A 26591-nucleotide genomic window follows, 5' to 3' on the forward strand; every position below is an offset into this window, starting at 1 on the left:
GGCCCGGCATGAGGCCGGGCCGCTGACAGGTCCGCAAGCGAGTAAGGTTATGCTGAACAAATCTGCCTGGCGCAATGCGCTCTATCTCCTGCCCGCGGTGCTGGTGTACGCGGTCTTTCTGTTGCTGCCGCTGCTGGCGTCGCTGGGCATCAGTTTTACCGAGTGGGATGGCATCTCGATGCCGATTTTTACCGGCATCAGTAACTACATGCGTATGTTCAGTGACCCGGTGTTTTGGGTGGCGCTCGGCAACAACGCATTGCTGATGTTGTTCTACACCTTGTTGCCGATTGGGGTCGGCCTGCTGCTGTGCAGCTTCCTGTACGAAACGCGTAACAACAAAGAACGCAGCCTGCTGCGTATCTTCTTCTTTCTGCCGTATATCATGCCGATGGCGGTACTCGGTGTGGTGTGGCGCTGGTTGTACAACCCGGCGTTTGGTCCGATCGACCAGTTCCTGCGCGCCATCGGCCTGCCGCAGCTGGCGTTGTCCTGGCTGGGCGATTTCACCTGGGCGTTGCCTGCGGTCGGTCTGGTAGCGACCTGGTACTTCTTTGGTTTTTGCCTGGTGTTGTTTATGGCGGGATTACAACGCATGGACCCGTCGCTGCTGGAAGCGGCCGACCTGGACGGCTCCTCGCGGCGGCAAAAATTTATGCGCATCACCCTGCCGTCACTGCGCCCGGAGCTGCGTATCGCGCTGCTGCTGACGGTGATCGCCAGCCTGAAAGCTTTTGACCTGGTCTACGTGATGACCCAGGGCGGGCCGGGCACCGCAACCATGGTCACCAACATCTTTATGTATAAGCAGGGTTTTGACCTGCACTACTTCGGTTATGCCTCGGCGGTCGCGGTGTTCAGTATGATGATTGTGTTGTTGATCAACGCGTTAATCCACTTTGCTATTCGGGAGCGTCACTGATGCGTGGCACGCCAGTAGTTTCTCGTGCGCTTATCTGGATCGTGGCGCTGATGACCATTATGCCGTTCCTGATGGCGCTGATGACCTCATTCAAAACCCAGATGGAGCTGTTCCAGGGCGTCTTTACCTTACCCGCGTCACTCAACTTTAAAAACTACGTCACCGCCTGGCAGCAGGGCCATTTCAACGTTTACTTTATGAACTCGGTGCTGGTGGTGATCCCGGTGGTGATTTGCAGCATCCTGCTCGGTATTCTGGCCGGTTTTGGTTTTGCCTGGCTGAAGATCCCGGGCAAAAAAGTGGTGGCGGCGATGCTGGCGCTGGGCATGGTGCTGCCGAGTGAAGCCTTTATTATCCCGCTGTATCACGAGCTGCGCTGGATGGGGCTGACCAACACCTACCTGGCGCTGATTCTGCCGCAGATTGCGCTGTCGCTGCCGTTCACCACGCTGATGATTGCCACCGCACTGCAACAGGTGCCGCGTGAGCTGGTGGAAGCCTCGGTGATGGATGGCGCATCACGGCGCAAAATTCTGTGGGGCATTCTGGTGCCCGCCATCTGGCCCACGTTATCGACGCTGGCGCTGCTATTGTTTATCTGGACCTGGAACGAATTTCTCATCCCACTGATTCTGGTGAACAAAGATGAGCTGCGCACCTTGCCCATCGGCATGATGTTTTTCCAGAACAAAAACACCATTGATATCCCGGTGCTGATGGCGGGGGCGATGATCGTCATCCTGCCGCTGGTGGCGGTATTCCTGGTGTTCCAGCGTAAATTTATCAGTGGTGTGACCGAAGGCGCAGTGAAATAGGAGAACCTGATGCAGCTTTCTCTGGCCGATTTTCATCCCGCCGCCGACGGGGAAACGCTCGATACCGCCTGCTTTCAGCGCGCGCTGGATCAGCTGGCGCAGCAGGGTGGTGGTACGCTCACGGTGCCAGCGGGGCGTTACCGGCTGGGCACCGTCACGCTGGGGTCGAATCTCCAGCTGCATCTGGCGGCGGGGGCAACCTTGCTGGCGAGCCAGAGGGTTGAGGATTATCAGCGTTGCCTGGCGCAGAGTCAGGCGGAGCTGTCGCAGCATGTGCTGCTGTACGCGGTGGGCCAGCGCAATATCACCCTGAGCGGCAAAGGGGTGATCGACGGGGATGGCGAAGCCTGGTTTGCCGCCGAAAAGGATGATCAGGGCTATCGACTGCCGCGCCCGCTACGTCCACGCATCATCGTGTTTGAAGATTGCCAGCAGGTCACGCTACAGGAATTCAGTATCGTGCAGGCACCAATGTGGACCGTGCATCTGGTGAGCTGTCGCCATGTCCATATTGATCATCTTACCATCGATAATTCCATGACCATGCCGAATACCGATGCGCTGGATATCGACAGCTGCGAAGCGGTGTTTGTCAGCAACAGTTACCTGAGCGCGGCAGATGACGCGATCTGCATCAAAACCACCGACAAACCGGCTCCTCTCAGGCGCGCGGCGCGTCAGATTATGATCAGCAACTGCCTGCTGCGCTCGTACAGCTGTGCGTTCAAAATCGGTACCGAAACCTTTGATGACGTGGAAGATGTTACCGTCACCGGCTGTACCATTTTCGACTCCAACCGGGCGATTGGCCTGCTGTCGCGCGACGGTGGTTGTTTCCGTCGTCTGCATTTCAGCAACCTGACGCTGGCCTGCCACCATGCGCCACCGTGCCACTGGGGCAAAGCCGATGCGCTGTTTGTTTCGGTTCGCGCGCGCGATCCGGCGATTGCGCCGGGCCATATCGAACAGCTGCAATTCACTAACGTCAGCGGAGTGATGGAAGGGGCGATTAACCTGCATAGCGAGAAAGCGGGGCAGATCCGTGAGGTGATGCTCAGCAATGTTCAGCTGCGGCAGGTGGCGGCGGCCACGGCGGAGCAGGGGCACTACGATGTGCGCCCGCCCTGTAATCCCGCATCACCCACCGGAATGGGGCTGGATAACGCCTATAAAATGAATAGCCTCACCGGGTTGGCCTATGGTGTGGCGGCCTACCCGGATGGGCTGCCGGGGGTGTTTGCGCGCGGCGTGGAGAACCTGCAACTGCACAATGTCACCATTGTGCGCCCGCAGCCGTTGCCAGCGGGCTGGCATACGGCAACGTGTGATATTGCACAATAAATCGCCCCGATTCGTAGCGGCGCGATTTATCGCGCGTTTTTTTACCGCAGTGGCGTGATTATAACGCCGCCGCGATGGCAGCTCCCAGCTCCTCAGTCGAGGCTTTGCCACCGAGGTCACGCGTCAGGCTGTTGCCCGCCGCCAGCGTGCGCTCGATAGCATCCAGCACCGCCGCACCCGCTTCAGCAAAGCCGAGGTGTTCCAGCATCATCGCGCCACACCAAATCTGACCAATCGGGTTCGCCACACCAAGCCCGGCGATATCCGGCGCGGAGCCGTGAACCGGTTCGAACAGGCTGGGGAATTTGCCTTCCGGGTTGATATTGGCCGATGGCGCAATGCCGATGGTGCCGGTACAGGCCGGGCCGAGATCCGATAGGATATCGCCAAACAGGTTGCTGGCGACCACCACATCAAACCAGTCCGGGTGCAGCACGAAGTTGGCGGTGAGAATATCGATATGATACTTATCGACCTTTACCTCCGGGTAGCTGCCAGACATGGCTTCAACCCGACTATCCCAGTACGGCATGGTAATGGCGATACCGTTGGATTTGGTGGCGGAGGTCAGGTGTTTTTTCGGGCGCTTCTGCGCCAGTTCGTAGGCGAATTTCAGGATGCGATCGACGCCGGTACGCGTCATCACCGTTTCCTGGATCACCACTTCACGCTCGGTGCCGGGGAACATGGTGCCGCCCACGCTGGAGTATTCCCCTTCGGTGTTTTCGCGCACCACGTAGAAATCAATATCGCCCGGCTGACGATTGGCCAGCGGCGCTTTGACACCCGGCATCAGCCGCACCGGACGCAGGTTGACGTACTGGTCGAACTCACGACGGAACTGCAACAACGATCCCCACAGTGATACATGATCCGGCACCACCTCTGGCCAGCCCACGGCACCGAAGTAGATCGCATCAAAGGTTTGCAGGGAAGCGAACCAGTCATCCGGCAGCATTTTGCCGTGCTGCTGCCAGTATTCGGCGCTGGCATAGTCAAACCACTGCCACTCCAGCGGGATATTGAATTTTTTCGCTGCCGCGTCCATCACGCGGATGCCTTCCGGCATCACTTCTTTACCAATGCCATCGCCAGGGATGACGGCGATTTTAAATGTTTTGCCGCTCATAGGGTCTCTCGCAGGTTGCTGTTGATGTTCTGCCCGCAGTATAACTTTGCATCATGGGGAAATAATTAGCCTGAACAGCAAGCCAATGTTGAATAAAAGTAGAGAATCCCGCACCTCCACCGACGATCTGGCCTTTTTCGTGCGTATCGCCACCCTCGGCAGCCTGACGGCGGCAGCACGCGAGCTGGGGCTGTCGTTACCGGCGGTAAGTAAACGGCTGAGCCAGCTGGAATTGCGTCTTGGCGTGCAGCTGCTGCGCCGTACTACGCGTCGGCTGGAGCTGACGCCTGAGGGCAAACGTTACCTGGAAGGGGCACGTCCGCTGCTGGACCAACTGGCGGAGCTGGAGGAGTCGGTCAGCAGCCAGACCGCCGTGCTGCGCGGTACGCTGAATATCAATGCCTCGTTTGGTTTTGGCCGCCGCCACGTCGCGCCGCTGGTGTCGCGTTTTGCCGCGCTGCACCCGGAGCTGTCACTCAGCCTGCAACTGAGCAGCCAGCCGCTCAGTTTCCTTGATGCACATATCGATATTGATATTCGCGTCGGTGAGCCGCCGGATGCGCGGCTGATGGCACGCAAACTGCGTACCAATCCGCGTGTACTGTGTTGCGCACCTGCCTATGCCGAACGTTGTGGCCTGCCGGAGAGCGTCGCGGCGTTGGCGCAGCACAACTGCATTTTGCTGCGCCAGTACGAAAGCGATTTTGCCCTGTGGCGGCTGAGTAATGGCGAACAGCAGTTAACGCAAAAGGTCCGCGGCACGCTGATCACCAATGACGGCGAGGTGGCGATGCAGCTGGCGCAGGATGGACATGGCATTCTGTTGCGGTCGTGGTGGGATGCGCAGCACAGCATTCACAGTGGCGAGCTGCTGCATGTGCTGCCAGCCTGGACGGCACCAGACGGCGATATCTTTGCCGTCTGGCAACCGCAGCGCCAGCTTCCGGCGCGCATCAGCGCCTTTGTTGAGTTTTTGCAGCAGGAATTACAATAAATTTATTGAGTTGAGTGATTTCGCCCGGCTTCTCTATAATGGGCGGCTGGAGTCAGCAGATAAAATCCATCTGCTCTTCGCCTGGAGGCAATAATGTTAACGCAGATTCATATTGAGAATTTTAAAAGCTATAAAAAGCAAACGCTGCATCTGGCACCGCTGACGCTGATGATTGGTGCGAACGCATCAGGTAAGAGCAACGCGCTGGAGGCCTTTCGTTTTCTTTGCTGGTTAGGACAAGGCCAGAAGCTGTCTGTGTTGAAATACCGGGTTGAGGACTCTGAAGAGATATTAAGAGGAAAGATAAGTGATCTGGGGTATCTATCTTCTCCGCAATTTGAAATTGGCTGTAGTACGGATGACGATGACTGGAATTTTTTTGAAGTTGAAATCGCTGTGCGTGATAGTGAGCTACATATTATTCATGAAACGATTCTTTCTCCAGATAAGAAAAGACCGCTTTATAGAATTATGAAACCTTCTGAAGGTGCCAGTACGCTAATTAAAGTTGCCTATAACAATTTTTCTACTCATGGCCGAATGCCGCTGGTTAACTGCACTGATAATATGCTGGTAATGAGTCAGTTGGCCAGTTCTGCCATTTTTGAGTCAGGACATAAGAAAGCACAGAAAACGCTGCCTGAAATAACAGAAAAATTTCAGACGTTACTTGAAAATACGCTGTTTCTTGATCCTGTTCCTTCTTCTATGAGAGGAGACAGTGCGCCGGATAAAAAACTTCGAGGTAACTGTGCGAACCTTTCTGGTGTTTTGTACATTCTTTGTCAATATGATGAATTAAAATCATCGATTATTGATTTTATAAAAAGCTTACCGGAACAGGATGTAAAAGATATTACTTTCTTCAGGGATCGGAGAGGTCAGGTTTCTCTGGAACTGGTTGAGAGTTTTGGTGGGAAAGAACGTACATGGTCGGTTGACCTTCTCTCGGATGGTACTCTGCGCGTGCTGGCTATCGCCGCTGCATTGCTTTCAGTCCCGGAAGGTTCCACTGTCGTTATCGAGGAAGTTGATAACGGTGTACATCCTTCACGCGCGCGGCAATTACTTGAGACTATGCGGAAACAAGCTAGCCTGCGTGGTGTGCGATTGCTGCTATCTACACATAACCCAGCTTTAATGGATGCTTTGCCTGACGAAGCCTTGGGTGATGTTGTGTTTTGTTACCGCGATGCAAAAGCTGGGGATAGCTGCCTGGTCAGGCTGGCTGATTTAGATGATTTTCCGGGTTTAATTACTCAGGGGCCATTAGGTGAGTTAGTGACGAATGGGGTTGTTGACCGTTTCGTGAAAACCGCTTCTTCTTCTGAAGAACGTAAGCAAAAAGCCATGGCGTGGCTGGAAAGTTTTCAGGGAGAGAAGAAGTGAGTGCGATATGTATTATTGATACCAGCGTATTTTTAAATATCCTTAATGTTCCGGGAAAGAACGATCGCCATGAGGAAATGATGGGGGCATTTAAAGATTATATTAGCTGTGGCGCTTCCTTTATCTTGCCTATGGCGACGATTATTGAAACCGGAAACCATATTGCACAAAATGGTGATGGGGATCTGCGTCGTGAAACAGCTAAAAGATTCTGTGATCTGGTCAAAGACTCAATGGAAAATACCGCTCCTTTCCGAGTTTCTGCATTCCCTACACCGCATGAAGTATTAGAATGGCTTGATACCTTTCCCGACCATGCCGGAAGAAACAAAAAGATCGGAGAGGGAACCAGTCTGGGTGATCTCTCCATTATTGAAGAATTCAATAAATGCAGACGAGTTTCATCTATGTCTGAGATCTTCATCTGGTCACTTGATGCAGATTTAGAAGCGTATCATTTTAAACCTGCGATACCCAGACGACATTAATTGAACTGGCTTTGAAAAATGGCGGCCATGATGCCGCCATTAAACGCTTTACTCCTCCGCTGTTTGCTGGCGGCGCTGCTGGAGCGGGTAAAACTCTCCGGCTTTCAGTGAAGTTTCAATTTCTTCCAGCGAGCGGCCTTTGGTTTCCGGCATCAGGAAAAAGACAAACACAAAGCCGAGCAGATTCAGCAGTGCGTAGAACCACATGGCACCGCCAATTCCCAGCAGGTTGACCATCGACAGTGCGGTGGCGGTCAGCAGCAGGTTAGAACCCCACAGCATCCCGGCGTGCAGGCTGGTGGCTTTCTCACGAATACCCAGCGGATACAGCTCTGAACCCATCAGCCAGCCAATCACCTGAATACCGCCGGAGTTAAACACCATAAAGCCAAACAGGCAGAGCACGATCAACAGGCTATGGCCGCCGCCGTGTGCATCGAGACGAAACACCGTGCCCAGCAGTACCAGGCTGACGATGGCGCCTGGCATCATCCACAGGGTTAAAGCGCGGCGGCCAACATGGTCAACCAGCAGTTTGCCGATGATGGTCAGCGTCAGATAAATCACCGCCACGCCCAGTGCTGAATACAGTGCCGCATCACGGCTGAATCCGGCGTTGGTGAGAAAGGTGGGCGTGTAGTAAATCATCATTTCAATGCCGGAAAGCTGCGTAAAGGCGGCGATACCCAGCCCTACCAGCAATGCCGGACGCAGCCAGGGCTGCTTCAGATCACTCCAGCTCGCAACTGCCTTACGTTCCACTTTGGCGTGCACGCGCTGGATATCGCGAATCTCCTGACGCACCTGCTTTTCCGTGTCGCGCACGCTATCCAGCGCCAGATGGGCCTCTTTCAGGCGTTTCTGACCGACCAGCCAGCGCGGGCTTTCAGGCAGCGGCAGCATTCCCAGTAGCAGGATCACCGCCGGAATGGCGGCGACGGCAAACATGGTGCGCCAGCTCCAGATATCCTGCATAAAGGTGCCAACCAGCGCGGCGGTCACAATGCCGACGCCAATTGAGATGTTGAAGAAGGTCACCAGACGGCCACGGCGGTCCGGGGGAGCCAGCTCGGCGATATACACCGGGACGATTTGCGAGGCACCACCGACGGCAAAGCCCAGCACCAGACGTGCCACACCGAGCCAGACGGCATTGGGGGACAGACCGGAGCCGATCACCCCGACCGCAAAAATCGCCGCCACAATCATCACCGTGTAGCGACGGCCGAGCTGGCTGGAGAGACGTCCACAGCTGAGTGCACCCACCACCGCGCCGACGAGGATCGCACTGGTCACCAGCTCCTGTGCATGCGAAGAAAGGTGGAAATCATGGGTAATCTGCAACAGTGCGCCGGAGATAATGCCGGTGTCATAGCCATAGAGAAAACCAGCAATGGCGGCGATGGCGGTCGCTGTCAATAAAAAGGCATCTGCGCTGAGAAAGCGGCTGTTTTCTACGGTTGCGCTTGCGGATAACTTTTCATTGTCAGCCTGAGCAGACGGGGTTTCCGGCGAATATCGCCAGGTTTTATTTTCTGATGTAGGCATAGTATTCCTTGCAGATGAATTTATTTTTATGCAGGGGTACAGTGCGGCCGAAATAATCGGCATTCGATCCTTGATATTATTTTGATGAGATAAAGGTATAACATGATGTGTGATTTATGTCACATTTTCCCGTGGATAGATGGCGAATTATAGCGGTTATTCTGCTAATTCTATAAAAATAAATCGGCATAATTAATTGATATAAATGATTTTTATTTTATAAAAATTAATATGTTCTGAATTTCCTTTCTCAATTCTGGAATATTGAGTTAAATAAAATTTCATCAGTCCGATTCGGACAAAATAATGTTTTACTCTCCATGCTCTCACCAGAAAATATCACTGCGTACGCCGCTGCGCTGAGCACAGATATTACAACCCTTCTTTTCCCGCGCAGGCGCGATGATCATGCCATGGGATGATGTTTTGATTATTTGTAATCAACATTGAGTGTTTGTGAGCATGATCAAACAAATTTATCCGGCCATCACCTATAAAGTAGCCCTGTCAGTGCGTAATTTTGCTCTTTGTTGAGCGATTTAAATCATTCTTACCCTGGTGGCGATACCCGGTGCTCAGACACCCGTCAAAATAACAGACGCCACCCTTAATAACGGCGCGCGTGAAGCCCAGCGCGTGCCACGACCCTACGTTATCGATGAGGCTGAAATGAAACAATTCTCTGCAGAAGGGATGGTGATTATTGTCGGGATTGTGATTGCTTATATCCTGTTTACCACCTGGCTGACCTGGCGTTTGCGCAGTAAAAATACCGGCGACTTTATGGCGGGATCGCGCGCCATGCCGGCGTTTATTGTCGGGGTGATGCTGATGTCAGAATATATCGGTGCCAAATCGACTATCGGCACCGCACAGGCGGCGTTTGAAGATGGTTTTGCCGCGTCCTGGTCGGTGATTGGCGCGGCAATCGGCTTTCCGTTATTTGGGATGTTGCTGGTCAAACGTATCTATAACACCGGAAAAATCACCATTTCCGGCGCGATTGCCGAACGTTACGGCAACTCGACCAAAAACATCATCTCGCTGATCATGATCTATGCGTTGCTGCTGGTGAACGTGGGGAATTACGTCAGCGGCGCAGCGGCCATCTCCACGGTGCTGAACCTCGACCTCACCACCGCGGCCTTTATCACCGCCGTCGTCAGTACCTTCTATTTTATGTTCGGCGGAATGAAGGGTATCGCCTGGGTGACGCTGCTGCACAGCGGACTGAAATATATCGGGATTATGATTATTCTCGGTGTGGCGCTGCATATGACCGGCGGCGTGAGTCCGATGATCAAGCAGATGCCGCACTTCTACTGGACCTGGGATGGCAACGTTGGCGGCAGCACCATTTTTGCCTGGCTGATTGGCACCATCGGTTCGATCTTCTGTACTCAGTTCGTGATTCAGGCAATTGCTTCGACCAAAAGCGCCGCCTCGGCGAAGCGCGCCACCTGGGTAGCTTTCTTCTTCTGTATGCCGATTGCCATCGCCATCGCGCTGATTGGTGTGGCGGCGAAATTCCTCCATCCCGATATCAAAAGCCTGTATGCGCTGCCGGTGTTTTTGCAGGATATGAGCCCGTGGCTGGCGGGGATTGTCACCACTTCGCTGGTGGCGTCGATTTTCGTCAGCGTCAGCACCGTGGCGCTCGCCATCGCCTCACTGGTGGTGAAGGATTTTTATGTGCCATACCGCAATCCCACGCCGGAACGCGAATTCCGCATGACACGCTGGCTGTCGCTGTTGATTGGCTTCCTGCCGCTGATTTTCGTGTTGTTCGTGCCTGAAGTGCTGAAACTGTCGTTCTTTACCCGCGCTATCCGCTTGTCGATTTCGGTGGTGGCGATCATCGCCTTCTACCTGCCGTTCTTTAAAAGCACCCGTGGTGCCAATGCCGGGCTGATCGCCGCCTGCGTGGTGACCTCGGTGTGGTATTTGCTGGGTGACCCTTTTGGTATCAACAACATGTATGTGGCGCTGGTGACGCCAGCGATTGTGATGGTGATTGACCGACTGATTCCGTCGCGCCAGACACAGGATAAAAAAGCCCCGAAACAAACCATGCAAAACAGTGGAGCCTGATATGACCGATTTAACCGTGACCGTTGATCGCAACGGTAACCTTCATCCCCACGCGCAGGATGCGCAGCAGCTCACCGCGATGCTGCCCTCGGTCTGCCCGCAAAACCACGCCGCCAATTTGCTGCCCTTGCCGAATGGCGACCTGCTGTGCGTCTGGTTTGGCGGCACCCAGGAAGGGATCGCCGATATCTCGGTCTGGAGCTCGCGGCTGGAAAAAGGCTGCGATCAATGGCGTGATGCGCAAAAGTTATCGGACGATCCGACGCGATCGGAACAAAACCCGGTGCTGTTCCTCGATCCGGATCAGGTGCTGTGGCTGCTGTGGACGGCGCAGAAATCCGGCAACCAGGACACCGCAATTGTGCGCTATCGCCAGTCGCGTGATTTTGGCCGCAGCTGGAGCGCCATCGACACGCTGCTTGATCAACCCGGCACCTTTATCCGCCAGCCGCTGGTGGTGCTGCCAAATGGCAACTGGCTGCTGCCGGTGTTTTATTGCCGCACCCAGCCGGGGGTGAAATGGGTGGGTAACGATGATGTCAGCGCGGTGAAAATCTCCAGTGATAAAGGCAAAAGCTGGCGTGATGTGGCGGTGCCGGATAGCCTCGGCTGCGTACATATGAATATCACCTTGTTGCACGATGGCAGCCTGTTGGCGCTGTATCGCAGCCGTTGGGCGGATTTTATCTATCAAAGCCGTTCCTATGACGGCGGCGAAAGCTGGAGCGCACCGCAGGCGACGACCTTGCCCAACAACAACTCATCAATTCAGGTGACAACGCTGCACAACGGCCATCTGGCGCTGGTGTTTAACGCCATGAGCGCCCGCGATGCCAGCGAGCGACGTTTGTCGCTGTATGACGAGATCGAAGATGAAGACGAGGGTGATGTGGCGGTTGCGGCGGAGCCGGTGGCGCACAGCGGCAGAACCGCGTTCTGGGGCGCGCCACGCGCACCGATGACACTGGCGATTTCTGCCGATGGCGGGCACAGCTGGCCGTGGCAGCGCAATCTCGACGAAGGTGACGGCTACTGCATGACCAACAACTCGCAGCAGAAGCTGAATCGTGAATTCTCCTATCCCAGCATTAAACAGGGGGAGGATGGCGCGCTGCACATTGCCTATACCTGGTTCCGCCAGGCGATAAAGTATGTGCGCGTTGATGAATCCTGGGTTATCTCATGAGCCGACATGCGCTGGTGACCGGTGTCAGCTCCGGTATCGGTGCGGCGATTGCCGATGCCCTGTTGCAGCAGGGCTGGCAGGTGACGGGCTTTAGCCGCACGCAGGTGAAAAAAGAACATCCGCGTTTTACCTCGGTCAGCGTGGATCTGTTTGATGCGGCGTTACTGAAACAGGCGCTGGCTGTGCTGCCGAAAGTGGATGCGCTGGTACATGCTGCCGGGATGATGGCCGCCGCGCCGCTTGGCGATCTGGATGAGGAAGCCAGCCACCGTTTGTGGTATCTGCATGTGCAGGCCGCGCAGATTATGGCTAACGCGCTGCAACCGCAGATGCAGCAGGGCGATCGTATCCTGCTGATTGGCAGCCGTACTTCACGCGGGGCGGCGGGCCGCAGCCAGTATGTCAGCACCAAAGCGGCGATGGTGGGGATGGCGCGTAGCTGGGCTGCCGAGCTGGCACCGAAAGGGATCACAGTGAATGTGATAGCACCAGGAGCCACGGCAACGCCAATGCTGCTGCAACCGGGGCGTGCCAGCTCGCCACCACAACTGCCGCCTATCGGGCGTTATATCAAACCGGAGGAGGTGGCGGCGCTGGCGGCTTTTGTGTTGTCGCCCGCCGCAGATGCCATCACCGGGCAGGAGCTGGTGATATGCGGCGGTGCATCATTATCGTAGCAGCGCAATTTATTGCGCGGGGTTTCACCCGCGCCGCATTGCCGCCACATCCACCTGCCACTGATGTAGCTTGTTATACAACGCGGTACGCGAAATCCCCAGCAGCTGCGCCGACTGGCGCAGGTTGCCTTTCTGCTCGGCCACCACCTGCAACACATGCTGGCGTTCATTTTCCTGCAACGAGGGCAGCGCGACCGGTGGCTGTTGGCTGTGCACCATCTCATCCGGCAAATCCTGCCTGCCAATCTCCAGCCCTTCACACAGGTTCACCATGCGCTCCACCAGATTCTCCAGCTCGCGCACGTTGCCCGGCCAGTGCCATGCCTGCAAACAACGCATCGCCTCCGGCGAGACTTGCGGCGCAATGCGTTTCAGCCGGGTGCAGAGCGCCAGAATAAAAGTATTCACCAGGCCGGGGATGTCCTCCTGGCGTTCGCGCAGCGGCGGGATCGCCAGTGACACCACATTCAGCCGATAGTAAAGATCGCGCCTGAACGCCCCTTTCTCCACCGCGTCCAGCAGGTTGCAGTGGGTGGCGGCGATGATGCGCACATTGACCTTCAGCGGATTCGCCGCACCGATGCGCACCACCTCGCTTTCCTGCAACACGCGCAGCAGGCTGGTTTGCGCTTCCAGCGGCATTTCACCAATCTCATCAAGAAACAACGTGCCGCCATCGGCCAGCTCGAATTTGCCCGGCGAGCCGCCACGGCGTGAGCCGGTGAACGCGCCATCGACATAACCAAACAGCTCGCTCTGCACCAGATCACGCGGCAGGGCGCCGCAGTTCAGCGCGATAAAGGCTTCCTGCTGGCGCGGACTGGCGTTATGGATCGCCTGGGCAAACAGCTCCTTACCGGTGCCGCTTTCGCCGGTCAGCAGCACGGTGCTGTCAGTGCGGCTGCTGGCTCGCGCTTTCTGAATTGCTTGCTGCACGCGTGGCGCGTTGCCGCGAATCATCTCGAAGGTGTAGCTGGCACTGACGCCCATCACCCGACGGGTAATGGCGCGGATGCGCTGGTTCTCACGCAGCGACAGCACGCGTCCGCCGTCGGGGGCGGGCATCAGCGAAATCAGGCAGGGGATCGATTGCACACCGTCGGGCATAAATTGCAGTTCGCGGTCGTTGCAGAACGGCATCGTCAGCAGCGATCCGCCCTGTGGCTGCAACAAGACATCGATCGGTCCGGCATCGGGATCCAGCCCGCTGAAGATCTGGCGCGCGTAACGATTGAGGGTTTTGATCCGGCCATGCCGATCGCAGACGATCACCCCTTCATTGAGGGTTTCAAGGATCGACTGCTGCTCCGCCAGCAGACGGCGCAGCATCAGTTGCTGGCCTACCGCTTCTGCGGCTGCCTGCACGGTGCCCAGCGTGTGGGCATTGAAGTTATCGGGGGTGGCGGTGAGCGTCAGTACGCCAATCAGCTGGCCACTGGCATCACGAACCGGGGCGGCGGCGCACTGGCGATGGCGTTTGCGCAGATCGAATTTCCAGTTCTCACCGCTCAGCACATACACCAGCCGCTGCTCAATCAGGCAGCGCGCGGTGCAGTTGGTGCCGAGCACTTCTTCGCGCAGGATACTGCCGACCGGCGTCATATCCGCGCCACAGTAATGCAGCGTCACCCCCTGCGCATCGGTCAGGTTGATATGTCCATCCGGGTTGTAGGCGAGCAGGTTCTCCATGATGCTGCGTGCCACCAGGATCAACCCGGCGTTATGTTCGAGGATCGCGGCCAGTTCATCGGCGGGCGGGGAGATATAGGTAAAATCGTGGGGATCGGTGCCGCGCTGCTGCGATCGTTGCCACGACTGCAAAATGCTACGCCGCATCCAGCCCGGCTGTTCACCGCGCTGAAAACTATGCCAGCCCTGCCACAGCAAATTATCCCACTCGCCGACTTCCGCACCGCCTGGCAGGCTGAAGATCGGATCGCTTTCATCTTTAAACGGCAACCGCTCACTCAGGGATCGCATAAGGCACTCCGCTACAGGATGGAATGTCCATTTTATTTACATGTGAAGTTGACATGTAAATTTTGTGGCCAGTTTGTGAACTGTATCTGTGTGGCGTCTCACAAATTCCGGCGATTTTTACCTGGCATCGGCTTTGCAATAACTCCGTTAAATGTCGCATCTCATCTGATGTTTCCTGAATAACAAGGAGTTAGCAATGATTCAACCTGTACGCGTTGGCCTGATTGGGGCCGGTCGCATGGGCAGCTTCCATGCAGAAAACCTCGCCTGGCGGGTGCCGGGCGCAACCCTGGCGGCCGTGGCCGATCCTCTGCCGGGTGCGGCGGAAAAGCTGGCACAGCAGCTCGGGGTGGCGAAAGCCTATAGCGATCTGCACGCGCTGTTGCAGGACGCGGAAATCGACGCCATCGCCATTGCCGCTCCGGCACGTACCCATGCGGAATGGGTGATTGCCGCAGCACAGGCGGGAAAACATGTGTTCTGTGAAAAGCCGATGGCGGTGACGCTGGATGAAGCCGACCGCGCCATTCAGGCGGCGAAAAGCGCCGGGGTGGTATTGCAGGTCGGGTTCAATCGCCGCTTCGACAGTGGTTTTGCTGCTGCCATTGCCGCCGTAAAAGCCGGGGAGAATGGCACCACGCAGCTCAGCCGTTCCGTCACCCGTGACCCGGCGCTACGCGACCCGGCACCCATCCCGCCGTGGACCATTTTCCTCGAAACCCTGATTCACGATTTCGATACCCTGCTGCACTTCAATCACGATGCCAGGCCGGTGGAAGTGTACGCGCTGGCCGATGCGCTGGTGCGCCCGGATTTTAAAGACAAAGGCCTGCTGGATACCTCGGTGGTGACCATTCGTTTCGACAATGGCGCGATTGCCACTGCCGAAGCCAATTTCCAGGCGGTGTATGGCTATGACGTGCGGGGTGAAGTGTTTGGCAGCAAAGGGATGTTGCAGGCCGGACATATCAACGCTAACCACTGCGTGCGTTACCACGCGGGCGGTATCGCGATTGACACCTCGCGTCTCGACTCGGATCTGCTGCGCGATGCCTATGTGGCGGAGATGACCGAGTTTGCCCGCTGCATCCGCACGGGCGAGACGCCACGCGCCACTGGCGAAGATGCGCGTAATGCGCTGGAAATCGCGCTGGCCTGCATTGAATCCGTCAAACAACGCCAACCGATCACGCTGGGAGGCCGCTAATGGCTGGATACCAACTTTCTGTCTGTGCCGAAATGGTGTTTCTCGATCTGCCGTTTATCGAACGCGTCAGACGTATTCACGAGCTGGGCTTTGGCGTCGAAATCTGGGGCTGGGCCAATAAGGATATTGAAGCGCTGGCCGCGACAGGGGCGCGCTTCACCTCCATGACCGGCTATCTGACCGGCAACCTGACCGATGATGAGCAGATCGCCCAACTACTGCAAAGCGCGGAAGCCTCGCTGGGCGTAGCGGCACTGCTGAATTGTCCGGTCCTTAATCTGCATGGCACCGGGCTGGATGACCGGGGGCTGCCGGTGAAACCGGTGGCGGTGGTGACTGGTGCCATGTGGCTGAAAGCCGCCGACACGCTGCGCAAAGTGGCGCAGCTCGGTGAGCGCACCGGGCGGGTATTCACGCTGGAGAACCTCAATCTCCCGGTTGACCATCCGGGTACGCCTTTTGCGCTGGCTGCCGATACGCTGGCGCTGGTGGAGGCGGTCAACAGCCCGGCGCTGAAGATGAATCTCGATCTGTACCACGCGCAGATCGGGGAAGGCAATTTGATCGAACTGATCCGTCGTGCCGGTGCGGCGATTGGCGAGCTCCAGGTGGCGGATGTGCCCGGACGTCAGCAGCCAGGCACCGGGGAAATCAACTATCGCGCCATCGCCCGTACGCTGCATGACATCGGTTATCAGGGCACGGTGGCGATGGAGGGCTGGGCCAGCGGCGACAGCACGGCTGCGCTGCAACAGTTCCACGAGCACTTCAGTTTATAAGCGTTATCCCGCCGGGTATTTGCCTGTTACCCGGCGTTAAACCACAACTATAAAATCGCAACCCTACAGGAAACATATCATGAAAATCAGAACCTTATTTCTCCTGCTCTGTTCGTTGTTGTTCAGCCTGAGCGTGAGTGCCAAAACCTTCACCGTTGGCGTGGCGCTGGCGAATTTTGACCTCAACTTTGTGTCGATTTTGCGTACCCAGATGGAAGCCGAGCTGAAGGCCAATCAACTCAAAGGGCAGTTTGTTGATGCCAAAGGCGATGTGGCGCTTCAGGTACAGCAGGTGGACGATTTTATCAACCAGGGTGTGGACGCCATTATCCTCAATCCGGTGGATACCCAGGGCGTGTTACCGATGATTACCGCCGCGAAGAACGCCGGGATTCCGCTGATCTTCGTCAATCGTAAACCGGAAGTGAAGCTGCCGGCGGATATGGCCTATGTCGGCTCCGATTCGGCGCTGGGCGGTGAAATGCAGATGGAAGCGCTGGCGAAAAAGATGAATTACAAAGGCAACGTCGCCATCCTGATGGGGGCCTTGTCCAACGAAGAAGCTCGCGAGCGCACCCGCGCGGTGGAAGCGGTGATCGCCAAATATAAAGATATGAAGGTGGTAGAGAAGCAGAGCGCGAAGTGGCAGCGCAACGAGGCGGTGGATGTGGTATCGGGCTGGCTGCTGAATCAGCGTCCGATTGATGCCATCGCCGCCAATAACGATGAGATGGCGATTGGTGCGATTATGGCGCTGAACCAGGCGAAGAACGAAAAGATCCTGGTGGCGGGCATTGATGGTACGCCGGACGGCCAGCAGTTTGTGAAGAGTGGCAAAATGGTGCTGACGATTTTCCAGGATGCTAAAGGCCAGGCGACTGGTGCGGTGCAGGTGACCAAAGAACTGCTGAATAAGCAGCAGGTCCAGGTTTACAACTGGGTGCCGTATAAAACCATTACGCCGGAGAATTACACCCAGTTTGTCGCGGCGAATTAAGGTATTGCGCGAATAACGCGCGTTACGTTTACTACGCAATCGTTAATACGTATGATTCTCATTCTTTTTACAACTCCCTGATGGAGCGAAGAATGAAATCCTTGTTCAACCCACGTATTGCGGGTGTGGCGCTGGCCGTTGTCACGGCGCTGAGTCTGACGGCTTGTCAGGCACCGGCGAAAAAAGCCGCAGCGCCTGTTGTTGCCCCTCAGCCGGTTGCCACTAATGTGCAGCAGCGGGTGCTGGCGGACGGCCTGTATGAAATGGCCTATGTCCCCGGCAGCACCGCGTCGCTGTTTGTCGCCAGTGCGCAGAGCTTCAAAGGGGTTAACGGTGGCGTGATTTACCGCCTCGATCCGGCCACGCTGGCAACCAAAGGCGAAACCCATACCGACCTGAAAAACTTTGCGATGACGATGGAGCCGGACGGTAGCCTGCTGTACGTCACCAATACGCTGGATGGCGGGATTTCAAAAGTTGATGCGCAGAGCGGCAAAGTGTTGCAGCGTCTGATGTTTGGTTTGATCAACGATAAAGGCTTCCCGTCTGGTGCGCGTGAAATCATGCTGCACGACGGCCTGCTGTATATCGGTGGCGTGGCGGATCCGGGCGTGATCTGGGTGGTGGATGCCAAAACCTTTAAGCTGAAAACCACCATTAAAAATGCCGGTAAGTGGGTAACTGGCCTGCTGTATTCACCGGTCACCGATCGTATCTATGCGGCCAACGGCAGTGGCGAGATCCTGGTGATCAACCCGCGCAACCATAAGATCGATAAACGCTGGACACCGGGTGATGGCAAAACCTATTTGTTGCTGAATCTGGCGGAAGATCCGGCCACCGGTCGCCTGTTTGTCACCGACAATTCCAAAGCGAAAACCACGCTGGTATTTGATGAGCACACCGGCAAGGTGATCAAGCGGATCGACGGTGATGCGCTGGGTATCAAGTTCAACGCTAAACGCAATGAGATCTACATCAGCCAGCGTGAATCCGGCAAGGTGCTGCAACTGGATGCCACCACTTACGCGCTGAAAAACAGCTGGACGCTGCCAACCCATCCGAACAGCCTGCTGGTCTCACCGGATGGTCAGACGCTGTACGTGACGGTGAAGCAGGGCTTCAACAAGGATCATTCGGCGAAAGGGCCGGATAGCGTGGTGCGGATTACATTGAATTGATGAAGTGAAAAGGGCGGTTACACCGCCCTTAATTTCAGGCCACGCCCTGCACCAGCAGCACGCGATATTTTGCGCCCTTCAGACGATGCGTTTTGGCTTCCTGATAGGCCGGGCTGTAATACCAGCCTTTCGCAGCATTGATATCCGGGAACTCCAGTACCACCACACCTTCTGCTTCCGGGCCTTCCAGCGTTTCCAGCTCGCCGTAAAAGGCCAGCGGGGTGATCGGATGATCGCCGCGCGCTTCACCGGCTTTCTCTGCGTAGGTCGCCATTTCGTTGCCGTTCAGCGTCTCATCGCGGATAAACACCACATATGCGCTCATTATTTTTCTCCCCGCGCCTGGCGTTTGTCTTCGGTGTTGATCTCAAAATCGGATGCATCATGACGCTCCAGCAACTGGTCTTCCGGCGCGGCACCGAAGGCACGGTTCACTTTGCGACCGCGAATCACTGCCGGACGCTGGGCAATCTCTTTCGCCCAGCGCACCACATGTTTATACGATTGCACATCAAGGAACTCGGCACCGCCGTATTGATCGTTCAGCACTAGGTTGCCATACCACGGCCAGGTGGCGATATCGGCAATGCTGTATTCATCGCCGCCGAGATAGCGGTGATTGGCCAGCTGGCGATCCAGCACATCCAGCTGACGCTTCGCTTCCAGCGTGAAACGGTTGATGGCGTACTCGATTTTTTCCGGCGCGTAGTGATAGAAATGGCCGAAACCACCACCGAGATAAGGGGCAGAACCCTGCAACCAGAACAGCCAGTTGAGCGCTTCAGTGCGACCGGCAATGTCTTTCGGCAGGAAGTGGCCGAATTTGTCCGCCAGGTACAGCAGGATGTTGCCGGATTCAAACACGCGCAGCGGCGGATTGACCGAGTGGTCGCTCAGCGCCGGGATTTTGGAGTTCGGGTTAACGTCAACGAAACCGCTGGAGAACTGGTCGCCCTCGCCGATACGGATCAGCCAGGCATCGTATTCGGCGGCAGTGATGCCGAGTGCCAGCAACTCTTCCAGCAGGATGGTGACTTTCTGGCCGTTGGGGGTACCGAGCGAGTACAGCTGGAGCGGATGTTTGCCGACCGGCAGCGTTTTCTCGTGAGTGGGTCCAGCCGTCGGACGGTTGGCCTTAGCGCCGTTGCCTTTGGCTTCCGGGTCCCAGGTCCAGACTTTTGCGGGCTGATACTGATGTTCCGACATAGTGATTTCGCCTTGTTGTGGTTGCGTTTTTAGCTGCCACTGAGTGTAGCAGTCGCAGTCAACGGCGATTTAACCGCGCTGGCGATGAGATGCAAAGTGCGGTTATGCAAAGTTCTCTTGCGTAAAAAGCATAAAGTCCACTTTGCCTGCCTGCCAGGTATCCGGCTGTTCACCTTCTTCCAGGTAGCGCAGCAGCAGCGTCAGGGCCAGCTGGGCATGGCGCAGGGTGTTTTGATCGATCGTCAGCGTCAGTACCTGTTTTTCCAGCAGCATGCGCGTGGTGTTGTACAACTCATGGGTGATGTACACCACTTTGCCGCTCAGACGGTGGCGCGCCAGCGCTTCATCAATCTGTGTATTGCCCATCCCGGTGTTATACAGACCGACAATTTGCTTTGAATGCGCCAGCGTTTTTTCCAGCAGGCGGCTGATACGTTCGCGCTCATCCTGCCCGGCGAGAATGGCGTTGAGATGAAGCTGCGGGAAGCGTTCAGCCAGCACCGCCTGGCATCCTTCGATGCGCTGACGGTGCGCATGATAATCGGCCCGACCACTCACCAGCACCACTTCACCCGGCTGAGACAGCATACTGCCCAGCATCAGCCCGGCGGTGCGTCCGGCTTTGTACTGATCGATACCCACATGGCACAGGCGCGCTGCGTCAGGCAGATCGGTCACCAGCGTAATCACCGGCACCGCGCGCGCCTGACATGTCGCCAGTGCCTGATAAATCAGCGGATTTTCATGGGCGAAGACAATCAGCGCATCCATTTTTTTGCTGCTGGCTTCGATGTGTGCCGCCAGCTTCTCTGGCGCGTTTTCCGGGATCAGGGTGCGATGCAGCCGCAGGCGGCGATAGCCCAGTTCATCCGCCAGGGTCGCGAAATCCTGTGCCAGCTGTTGAAAGAAGAATGAACCGTTGCCACTCAGCAGCACTTCAATCTGCCATGGATGACGATGCTCCTCCGGCAAAATGCGTTTGAGTCCGGCATCCCGTGCGATTTGCAGCACTTTTTTGGTCATCGCCGGGGAGACACCGCCCCGGTCATTCAGCACCCGGTCTACCGTTGCCACGCCTACGCCTGCCCGTTTGGCCAGTTCTGCCAGCGTCATTGCCTTCATCTGAGTGAATTCCATCAAAAACCGCGTTCAGACAGCCTGCCAGAAGCGGCTATTTTGACAAGCAACCGACCTCTGAAATGTGAACAAACAGGAGCTTTATCATGCGGTCACCGCAACGTTTTGCCTTGATTGGGAGTGGTTTTATCGGCCAGGTGCACGCCGCGAATCTGGCGGCACATCCTGGCGTGGAACTGGCGCTGGTGTGTGATATCGATGCCGCCCGCGCGGAAGCGGTGGCGCAGCGCTACGGTGCTCAGGCGGCCAGCGTGCAGCAGGCACTCGCCAGTGATGCGATTGATGGGGTGCTGATCGCCAGCGCCACGCCGACTCATGCCGATCTGCTGGAGCAGGCGGTGACGGCAGGCAAGGCGGTGTATTGCGAAAAGCCGATCGATCTGTCGCTGGCGCGTGCGCGTGAGGTGGTGGAAAAAATTTCGCCGGTGCAGGTGCCGATCACCGTTGGTTTCAACCGCCGTTTTGACCGTAGCCATCAGCAACTGAAAGCACAGCTGCGGCAGGGGGTGATTGGCCGGGCTGAGCTGATCCAGATGGTGTGCCGGGCGTCTGAGTTGCCGCCACTGAGCTACCTGCAATCATCAGGTGGGCAGATGCGCGATCAGGCGATTCATTTCTTCGATCTGCTGCGCTGGCTGACGGACGATGAAGTCACCACCGTCGGGGCGATGGGTGCCGCGCTGGCGATGCCGGAAATCCGGGATTTTGATGTTGATACTTCGGTGCTGATTATGCGGATGCAGCAGGGCGCACTGGCACAGCTGGATAATACCCGCCGCACCGCCTACGGCTACGACGAGCGCATTAGCGTGATGGGCAGTGCCGGGATGCTGGCATCGGAAAGCCAGTCGGTGCGCGGTGCCACCTTGTATCAGGGCCAGGGGATTACCCAGCCGGGTTTGTATGCTGACTGGTTCAGCCGGGTACGCGAAACCTATTACACCCATCTGGATGCGTTTCTGCGCCATATCGGTGGGGAAACGGTGGCGGACCTGCCGGGATTGCAGGATGGTTTGCGCGCGCAGGCGATTGCTGAAGCGGCACAGCTGTCTTTGACCCGTGGTGAGTTTGTTGAGGTATAACCTGCCCGGTTTTGCGCGATGAATCGCGCCGCTACGGACATCTGCATGTATTTGTAGCGGCGCGATTTATCGCGCTTTTACAACAACTCGCGTTCAATCAGTTCGCGGGTTTCCACTGCCTGATATTTCATCTTCTCGGGATAGCCAAACAGCGCCGCCGAGATGATTGATTCGCCGCCCACTTTAAAGCTGCGGTTGGCGAAATCCATCTCGCGCAGTGCTTCGAACAAGGCATCGAAATTAACTTCCCCTTCGCCAACCCCGACATGCTGGTGGATGGTGGCATCCACGCCCGGTGGGTTAACGATATAGCGGCAATGTTTGGTGTGGTTCATGGTATCGGCAATCAGCATATGCGACAGGTCATCCCCGGCGTATTGCAGCATGCTTTTCACATCGCCTTTGCCTTTGTCATAGAAGAACGTGTGCGGCGCGCTGTAGATGTATTTCACATGATCGCTGCGGAATGACTTCACGATATCCGCCGTTTCGTTGCTCTCTTCGCAGAAGTCCCATGGATGCGCCTGGATCTCCACGCGGATACCTTCACGTTCGATAATCGGCAGCAGCTCCTCCATGGAGCGATAGAACATCTCTTCACAGATCTCCGGCTCATTCGGGTTGCCGGACAGCTCGGTATTGATCACCGGCACCCCCATTTCCACGGCGATTTCAATCATGCGTTTCCAGTTCTTCACCGCCGCCTGGCGACGTAATTCATCCGGACCGGACCAGCGATACACCACGATAAACGAGGAAATTTCCAGACCGGTCGAACGTAGCGCGTTCTTGTATTCCGTCATGATTTCACGGCTGGCTTTCGGGTGTTTATAGAACGGGTTAATTTGCGGATGCGGCGACTGTTCAATGTACTTGTAGCCCCATTCCGCCACCTGATGCACCATGCGGGTGATACCAAGGTCACGGATGACATCCACATCAAAAGCGATTTTCATTGTTTTCTCCTGCGCGTTAAGCCGGTCGCTCTTCATTGAAAACCACACCGATCTGGCGTCTCACTTCATCCATCGCGTTAAGGGTGGCCAGCGAGGTGGCAAGCGGACGAACCGGTGAGTCGATCAGGCCCTGATGGCTGCACCAGGCGGTATGTTCGATTTCATGAGAAAGCTGGATATAGCGATTATTGGGTTCTTCCCAGCGCAGCGTGTGGCGGCCATCGCTGGAGGTCAGACGGAAGTTGCCGGGGGTGTAAAATTGTCCATCGAGATACAGGGTGGCATCGCGACCGGCGATCACCGCCGTGCCGGGCGTGTTACTGAATAAAGTGGTGTTGAGCACCGCCTGCATCCCGCCGGGATGGGTCAGCAGCATTGAGGTCTGGCCGTTGACGCCGCCAGGCGCAGGCTGACCCACGGCGACGATGCTGTCTGGTGCGCCCGCCACCAGCACGCTGAAACTTATCAGGTAGCTGCCGAGATCCAGCATCGGGCCACCTGCCAGATCGGCGTTGAAAATGCGGTGATCCTGAGTGAAATACTCGCCATGATCGGCAATCAGGGTATGAATCTCACCGAGTGCGCCATCCGCCAGCAGCTGGCGAATCACATCATATTTTGGCGCGTAGTCGCACCACATGGCTTCAATGCACAGGCGCTGCTGTTGCTGCGCTTCCTGCTGTAACCGCAACGCCTGCTGCGCATTCAGCGCCAGCGGCTTTTCAATCAGTACATGCTTGCCAGCCTGCAACGCGCGTAAACCATCCGGGAAATGGTGGTTATGCGGTGTGGCGATATACACCACATCAATATCGTTGCGGTTCAGCAAGGCATCGATACCTGCACAGGCGTGGGGAATATCCCATTTGCTGGCAAATGCCTGCGCTTTTTCCATGCTGCGTGACGCGACCGCCACCAGCTGTTGTTGCGTGTGATGACGCAGCGCATTGGCAAAGTGGTCGGCAATCCAGCCGGGGCCGACAATGCCCCAGCGCAGCACGGGAATCTGGTTAACAGGGTGACGACGGGGTACAGGTAAGGTTGAAGGGAACATATCATCTCCGTTTTGCTTCGATACGTAACAGGCAGGCCGTTAACCACTATAGAAAGGCGTGGCAGGCCGCTCTAACGCTTTGCTGATGCAAATCCATCAACCCGTTGTCAGGCGTCGTCGGTAAAAATAATTATCAAACATTTATTCCGAATGGTATGGATGTGAAATTATTCATTTCATTTTTGCGAAGAGGATCAAAATTATGAGAGATTCTCTATCAGATATGGCGATTTGATGACGATTTCCGGCGCGAAGTGTTCGCACTTTTGATGCGGCTGAGGCATTATTTTTGATAATTTTTCTATCATTTAATCCTGGAAATCTGGCATGAGTAAAATCACCATGAATGCCATCGCCGCTGCTGCCGGTGTCGGTGTGGCAACAGTCGATCGTGTGCTTAATCGCCGTGCGCCAGTGCGCGCAGCCACCGAACAGAAGGTGCTGGAGGCGGCGAGCCGTCTGGGTTATCGCGCAGATCTGATGCCTTTGCTGCACCAGGGGCAGCAGGTGCCCGCCGTCTCGCTGCGTATGGGGTTTATTCTGCTGGCGAAAAGCTATTCGTTTTATCAGTCGCTAACCGATGCCCTGCGCGCGCAGGCGCAGCCGCTACATCCGGCAGGCAGCGAACCGCGGTTTTTCTGGCATGACATTGATGCTGTTGATGCGGTGGTGGCCTCACTGCATACCCTGGCGCAACAGGTTGATGCCATTGGGCTGGTGGCGCTCGACCATCCGTTGATCCGCCGGGCGATTGAAAGCGTATCGCGCCAGGGGGTGAAGGTTTATGCGCTGTTTTCCAATTTCTCCCCCTGTGGTCATGCAGGGTACTTCGGGCTGGATAATCAAAAAGCCGGGCGGACCGCAGGCTGGATGGCAACGCATTTGCTGCATCAGCCAGGCCCGGTGGGTGTGCTGGTGGGGGACCACCGTTTTACCTGCCAGGAAAGCTGCGAGATCAGCTTCCGTTCTTACCTGCGCGAGCAGGACAGCACGCGCCGGGTGCTGGAGCCGTTAAAAACCCATGAGTCGATCGAGGGGGGTTATCAGGCGACGCGCCGCCTGCTGGATGAGCATGCCGATCTGGCTCTGATCTTCGCGCCATGCGGTGGGGTTGAAGGGGTGATCCGTGCCCTGCGTGAACAGCCGCAACGGCGGGTGGCGCTGATTTGCCACGGCCCGGTCAGCGATGGCGATCTGGCCTTGATTGACGGCACCATCACGGTGATGCTGCGCCATCGCATTGAGGATCTGGCGCTGACGCTGGTTCAAACGCTGCAACAGCAGCAGGCCGCTGGCAGCGAGCATTTCACCCAGGTGACGTTGCCGTTCGATATTGTGACGCGCGAGAACCTCTAACGGCCTGATTCTTATCGTATGATAATAATTCTATCATTTTAATGATAAAAAATAACATGATCGCTATCAAAAAATGAAAGTTTCATGCTTGTTGAGGATGAAATTTTTATTTGATACTTGCGCCATCAATCACCGCAAGGAACGATCATGACTATTCATATCGCCAATGCGCCCTGTAGCTGGGGCGTTGATGATCCGAAAAATCCCTTTCTGCCGCCGTGGCAAAAAGTCCTGAGTGAAGCGGCGCAGGCGGGTTACCGCAGCATTGAGCTTGGCCCCTGGAGCTACCTGCCGGTGGATGCCCGCGAACTGCGTCAGCAGCTGGAGTTGCACAACCTGTCACTGGTGGCAGGCACCATTTTTGACGACCTGGTGAGTGCGGCCAATTTCCCGGCAATGGTGGAACTGACGCACAATATCTGCCGCAACCTGTCCCAGGTGCCGACGGCAGAGAAAACCCACGGTGTAAACCAACCGGCTCCCTACCTGGTGATTATCGATTTTGGTAACCCCGAACGGGCGAAATATGCCGGTCAGTCCGATAAAGCGCCGCGTCTGTCATCCGCCGACTGGCAGCGCATGATGCAGCACATCACCACCCTGAGCGAAATCGCCTGGCAGGAATACGGCGTGCGCGCGGTGATCCATCCCCATGCCGGTGGCTGCATTGAATTCGCCGATGAACTGGAACAGCTGGTGCAGGATATTCCGCACGAGGTGGCCGGTTTGTGCCTCGATACCGGCCATCTGTACTACTCCGGCATGGACCCGATTACCTGGCTGAATCGCTACTGGGATCGTATCGATTATCTGCACTTCAAAGACGTTAACGAGGCGGTGTGGCGTGATGTGATTGCCCGTGGCGTCGATTTCTTTGCCGCCTGTGCCGAAGGGGTGATGTGCCCGATAGGTAAAGGGGCGATTGATTACCCGGCGGTGCGCGGCTTCCTCGCGGAGCGTGATTACCAGGGCTGGATCACCATCGAACAGGAGCGCGACCCGCGCAATGCTGACACCAGCCTGCGCGATGTCACTGCCAGCCTGCACTATCTGCAATCCGTCGGATTCTGAGGACA

General features: G+C 56.3%; 24 protein-coding genes. 16 read left to right on the forward strand and 8 right to left on the reverse strand.

The genetic code is table 11. From position 1 onward, the window contains the following. Positions 1-49: 49 nt before the first annotated feature. From HA50_RS01625 to HA50_RS01635, 3 genes are read left to right on the forward strand one after another with little or no spacing between them, the layout of a single operon-like run. A complete protein-coding gene (locus HA50_RS01625) occupies positions 50-922 on the forward strand; it encodes a carbohydrate ABC transporter permease (protein WP_084871901.1) in 873 nt (290 codons plus the stop codon). Then, positions 922-1737 carry a carbohydrate ABC transporter permease gene (locus tag HA50_RS01630; RefSeq protein WP_084871902.1) on the forward strand — a complete coding sequence of 272 codons (816 nt, stop codon included), beginning with the start codon at positions 922-924 and terminating at the stop codon, positions 1735-1737. Before HA50_RS01625 ends, HA50_RS01630 begins: the two co-directional genes overlap by 1 nt. Before the next feature lie 9 nt (positions 1738-1746). Beyond that, entirely contained in the window at positions 1747-3078 is a 1332-nt protein-coding gene (locus HA50_RS01635; RefSeq protein WP_084871903.1) for a glycoside hydrolase family 28 protein, read from the forward strand. Between the two features lie 58 nt (positions 3079-3136). Here HA50_RS01635 and HA50_RS01640 read toward each other — a convergent pair whose 3' ends face one another. After that, complete coding sequence (locus HA50_RS01640; RefSeq protein WP_084871904.1) at positions 3137-4207, reverse strand: tartrate dehydrogenase; 1071 nt, start codon at positions 4205-4207, stop codon at positions 3137-3139. An 85-nt stretch (positions 4208-4292) separates the two neighbouring features. Here HA50_RS01640 and HA50_RS01645 point away from each other — a divergent pair, with 85 nt between their 5' ends. The 3 genes from HA50_RS01645 to HA50_RS01655 all read left to right on the forward strand — a co-directional run bounded on the left by HA50_RS01645 (position 4293) and on the right by HA50_RS01655 (position 7078). Continuing rightward, positions 4293-5201 (forward strand): LysR family transcriptional regulator, encoded by a 909-nt coding sequence (locus HA50_RS01645; protein WP_084871905.1) that lies wholly within the window; start codon positions 4293-4295, stop codon positions 5199-5201. 93 nt (positions 5202-5294) lie between these two features. After that, entirely contained in the window at positions 5295-6590 is a 1296-nt protein-coding gene (locus HA50_RS01650; protein WP_084871906.1) for an AAA family ATPase, read from the forward strand. Further along, positions 6557-7078: a hypothetical protein gene (locus tag HA50_RS01655; protein ID WP_208617274.1), complete on the forward strand. Its 522-nt coding sequence runs from the start codon at positions 6557-6559 to the stop codon at positions 7076-7078. Before HA50_RS01650 ends, HA50_RS01655 begins: the two co-directional genes overlap by 34 nt. Positions 7079-7126: 48 nt before the next feature. Here HA50_RS01655 and HA50_RS01660 read toward each other — a convergent pair whose 3' ends face one another. Further along, a complete protein-coding gene (locus HA50_RS01660) occupies positions 7127-8626 on the reverse strand; it encodes a sugar porter family MFS transporter (protein WP_084871908.1) in 1500 nt (499 codons plus the stop codon). 669 nt (positions 8627-9295) lie between these two features. Here HA50_RS01660 and HA50_RS01665 point away from each other — a divergent pair. From HA50_RS01665 to HA50_RS01675, 3 genes are read left to right on the forward strand one after another with little or no spacing between them, the layout of a single operon-like run. Then, the gene (locus tag HA50_RS01665) at positions 9296-10717 is read left to right on the forward strand and encodes a sodium:solute symporter family protein (RefSeq protein ID WP_084871909.1); all 1422 of its coding nucleotides are present in this window, start codon (positions 9296-9298) and stop codon (positions 10715-10717) included. 1 nt (position 10718) lies between these two features. Further along, positions 10719-11903: a sialidase family protein gene (locus tag HA50_RS01670; protein ID WP_084871910.1), complete on the forward strand. Its 1185-nt coding sequence runs from the start codon at positions 10719-10721 to the stop codon at positions 11901-11903. Then, positions 11900-12580, forward strand: a complete 681-nt coding sequence (locus HA50_RS01675; protein WP_084871911.1) for an SDR family NAD(P)-dependent oxidoreductase — start codon at positions 11900-11902, stop codon at positions 12578-12580. The genes HA50_RS01670 and HA50_RS01675 overlap by 4 nt, the downstream gene beginning before the upstream one ends. 24 nt (positions 12581-12604) lie before the next feature. Here HA50_RS01675 and HA50_RS01680 read toward each other — a convergent pair whose 3' ends face one another. After that, entirely contained in the window at positions 12605-14560 is a 1956-nt protein-coding gene (locus HA50_RS01680; protein WP_084871912.1) for a sigma-54-dependent Fis family transcriptional regulator, read from the reverse strand. Positions 14561-14756: 196 nt separating this feature from the next. On the opposite strand from HA50_RS01680, the gene HA50_RS01685 reads away from it, so the two are divergent. From HA50_RS01685 to HA50_RS01700, 4 genes are all read left to right on the forward strand, one after another. Further along, complete coding sequence (locus HA50_RS01685; RefSeq protein WP_084871913.1) at positions 14757-15767, forward strand: Gfo/Idh/MocA family oxidoreductase; 1011 nt, start codon at positions 14757-14759, stop codon at positions 15765-15767. Next, the gene (locus HA50_RS01690) at positions 15767-16546 is read left to right on the forward strand and encodes a TIM barrel protein (RefSeq protein ID WP_084871914.1); all 780 of its coding nucleotides are present in this window, start codon (positions 15767-15769) and stop codon (positions 16544-16546) included. The genes HA50_RS01685 and HA50_RS01690 overlap by 1 nt, the downstream gene beginning before the upstream one ends. Before the next feature lie 79 nt (positions 16547-16625). After that, the gene (locus HA50_RS01695; RefSeq protein WP_084871915.1) at positions 16626-17543 is read left to right on the forward strand and encodes a substrate-binding domain-containing protein; all 918 of its coding nucleotides are present in this window, start codon (positions 16626-16628) and stop codon (positions 17541-17543) included. 92 nt (positions 17544-17635) lie between these two features. Then, positions 17636-18724 (forward strand): YncE family protein, encoded by a 1089-nt coding sequence (locus tag HA50_RS01700; protein WP_084871916.1) that lies wholly within the window; start codon positions 17636-17638, stop codon positions 18722-18724. A gap of 34 nt (positions 18725-18758) precedes the next feature. Here HA50_RS01700 and HA50_RS01705 read toward each other — a convergent pair whose 3' ends face one another. From HA50_RS01705 to HA50_RS01715, 3 genes are all read right to left on the reverse strand, one after another. Then, positions 18759-19049, reverse strand: a complete 291-nt coding sequence (locus HA50_RS01705) for a DUF1330 domain-containing protein (RefSeq protein WP_084871917.1) — start codon at positions 19047-19049, stop codon at positions 18759-18761. After that, positions 19049-19930, reverse strand: a complete 882-nt coding sequence (yghU, locus tag HA50_RS01710) for a glutathione-dependent disulfide-bond oxidoreductase (RefSeq protein WP_084871918.1) — start codon at positions 19928-19930, stop codon at positions 19049-19051. Before yghU ends, HA50_RS01705 begins: the two co-directional genes overlap by 1 nt. A gap of 102 nt (positions 19931-20032) precedes the next feature. Beyond that, positions 20033-21052, reverse strand: a complete 1020-nt coding sequence (locus HA50_RS01715; RefSeq protein WP_084871919.1) for a LacI family DNA-binding transcriptional regulator — start codon at positions 21050-21052, stop codon at positions 20033-20035. 101 nt (positions 21053-21153) lie between these two features. Here HA50_RS01715 and HA50_RS01720 point away from each other — a divergent pair, with 101 nt between their 5' ends. Next, entirely contained in the window at positions 21154-22149 is a 996-nt protein-coding gene (locus HA50_RS01720; RefSeq protein WP_084871920.1) for a Gfo/Idh/MocA family oxidoreductase, read from the forward strand. Between the two features lie 77 nt (positions 22150-22226). On the opposite strand, the gene HA50_RS01725 is transcribed toward HA50_RS01720, so the two are convergent. Together HA50_RS01725 and HA50_RS01730 are read right to left on the reverse strand one after the other, a co-directional pair. After that, positions 22227-23105 (reverse strand): sugar phosphate isomerase/epimerase family protein, encoded by an 879-nt coding sequence (locus HA50_RS01725; protein ID WP_084871921.1) that lies wholly within the window; start codon positions 23103-23105, stop codon positions 22227-22229. A gap of 16 nt (positions 23106-23121) precedes the next feature. Further along, the gene (locus HA50_RS01730) at positions 23122-24159 is read right to left on the reverse strand and encodes a Gfo/Idh/MocA family protein (protein ID WP_084871922.1); all 1038 of its coding nucleotides are present in this window, start codon (positions 24157-24159) and stop codon (positions 23122-23124) included. A gap of 327 nt (positions 24160-24486) precedes the next feature. Between HA50_RS01730 and HA50_RS01735 the strand changes: the two genes are divergently transcribed. Both HA50_RS01735 and HA50_RS01740 read left to right on the forward strand, forming a co-directional pair. Then, positions 24487-25515, forward strand: a complete 1029-nt coding sequence (locus HA50_RS01735; protein WP_084871923.1) for a LacI family DNA-binding transcriptional regulator — start codon at positions 24487-24489, stop codon at positions 25513-25515. Between the two features lie 147 nt (positions 25516-25662). Next, a complete protein-coding gene (locus HA50_RS01740; RefSeq protein WP_084871924.1) occupies positions 25663-26586 on the forward strand; it encodes a TIM barrel protein in 924 nt (307 codons plus the stop codon). The last annotated feature ends 5 nt before the right edge of the window (positions 26587-26591 follow it).

The organism is Pantoea cypripedii, from assembly GCF_002095535.1.
GTDB classification, from domain to species: Bacteria; Pseudomonadota; Gammaproteobacteria; order Enterobacterales; family Enterobacteriaceae; genus Pantoea; species Pantoea cypripedii.

Excerpts from the sequence above, each read along its gene's own strand:
- HA50_RS01625 (WP_084871901.1), top strand. The coding sequence starts at position 50 with ATGCTGAACAAATCTGCCTGGCGCAATGCGCTCTATCTCCTGCCCGCG.
- HA50_RS01630 (WP_084871902.1), top strand. The coding sequence starts at position 922 with ATGCGTGGCACGCCAGTAGTTTCTCGTGCGCTTATCTGGATCGTGGCG.
- HA50_RS01635 (WP_084871903.1), top strand. The coding sequence starts at position 1,747 with ATGCAGCTTTCTCTGGCCGATTTTCATCCCGCCGCCGACGGGGAAACG.
- HA50_RS01640 (WP_084871904.1), bottom strand. The coding sequence starts at position 4,207 with ATGAGCGGCAAAACATTTAAAATCGCCGTCATCCCTGGCGATGGCATT.
- HA50_RS01645 (WP_084871905.1), top strand. The coding sequence starts at position 4,293 with ATGTTGAATAAAAGTAGAGAATCCCGCACCTCCACCGACGATCTGGCC.
- HA50_RS01650 (WP_084871906.1), top strand. The coding sequence starts at position 5,295 with ATGTTAACGCAGATTCATATTGAGAATTTTAAAAGCTATAAAAAGCAA.
- HA50_RS01660 (WP_084871908.1), bottom strand. The coding sequence starts at position 8,626 with ATGCCTACATCAGAAAATAAAACCTGGCGATATTCGCCGGAAACCCCG.
- HA50_RS01665 (WP_084871909.1), top strand. The coding sequence starts at position 9,296 with ATGAAACAATTCTCTGCAGAAGGGATGGTGATTATTGTCGGGATTGTG.
- HA50_RS01670 (WP_084871910.1), top strand. The coding sequence starts at position 10,719 with ATGACCGATTTAACCGTGACCGTTGATCGCAACGGTAACCTTCATCCC.
- HA50_RS01675 (WP_084871911.1), top strand. The coding sequence starts at position 11,900 with ATGAGCCGACATGCGCTGGTGACCGGTGTCAGCTCCGGTATCGGTGCG.
- HA50_RS01680 (WP_084871912.1), bottom strand. The coding sequence starts at position 14,560 with ATGCGATCCCTGAGTGAGCGGTTGCCGTTTAAAGATGAAAGCGATCCG.
- HA50_RS01685 (WP_084871913.1), top strand. The coding sequence starts at position 14,757 with ATGATTCAACCTGTACGCGTTGGCCTGATTGGGGCCGGTCGCATGGGC.
- HA50_RS01690 (WP_084871914.1), top strand. The coding sequence starts at position 15,767 with ATGGCTGGATACCAACTTTCTGTCTGTGCCGAAATGGTGTTTCTCGAT.
- HA50_RS01695 (WP_084871915.1), top strand. The coding sequence starts at position 16,626 with ATGAAAATCAGAACCTTATTTCTCCTGCTCTGTTCGTTGTTGTTCAGC.
- HA50_RS01700 (WP_084871916.1), top strand. The coding sequence starts at position 17,636 with ATGAAATCCTTGTTCAACCCACGTATTGCGGGTGTGGCGCTGGCCGTT.
- HA50_RS01705 (WP_084871917.1), bottom strand. The coding sequence starts at position 19,049 with ATGAGCGCATATGTGGTGTTTATCCGCGATGAGACGCTGAACGGCAAC.
- yghU (WP_084871918.1), bottom strand. The coding sequence starts at position 19,930 with ATGTCGGAACATCAGTATCAGCCCGCAAAAGTCTGGACCTGGGACCCG.
- HA50_RS01715 (WP_084871919.1), bottom strand. The coding sequence starts at position 21,052 with ATGAAGGCAATGACGCTGGCAGAACTGGCCAAACGGGCAGGCGTAGGC.
- HA50_RS01720 (WP_084871920.1), top strand. The coding sequence starts at position 21,154 with ATGCGGTCACCGCAACGTTTTGCCTTGATTGGGAGTGGTTTTATCGGC.
- HA50_RS01725 (WP_084871921.1), bottom strand. The coding sequence starts at position 23,105 with ATGAAAATCGCTTTTGATGTGGATGTCATCCGTGACCTTGGTATCACC.
- HA50_RS01730 (WP_084871922.1), bottom strand. The coding sequence starts at position 24,159 with ATGTTCCCTTCAACCTTACCTGTACCCCGTCGTCACCCTGTTAACCAG.
- HA50_RS01735 (WP_084871923.1), top strand. The coding sequence starts at position 24,487 with ATGAGTAAAATCACCATGAATGCCATCGCCGCTGCTGCCGGTGTCGGT.
- HA50_RS01740 (WP_084871924.1), top strand. The coding sequence starts at position 25,663 with ATGACTATTCATATCGCCAATGCGCCCTGTAGCTGGGGCGTTGATGAT.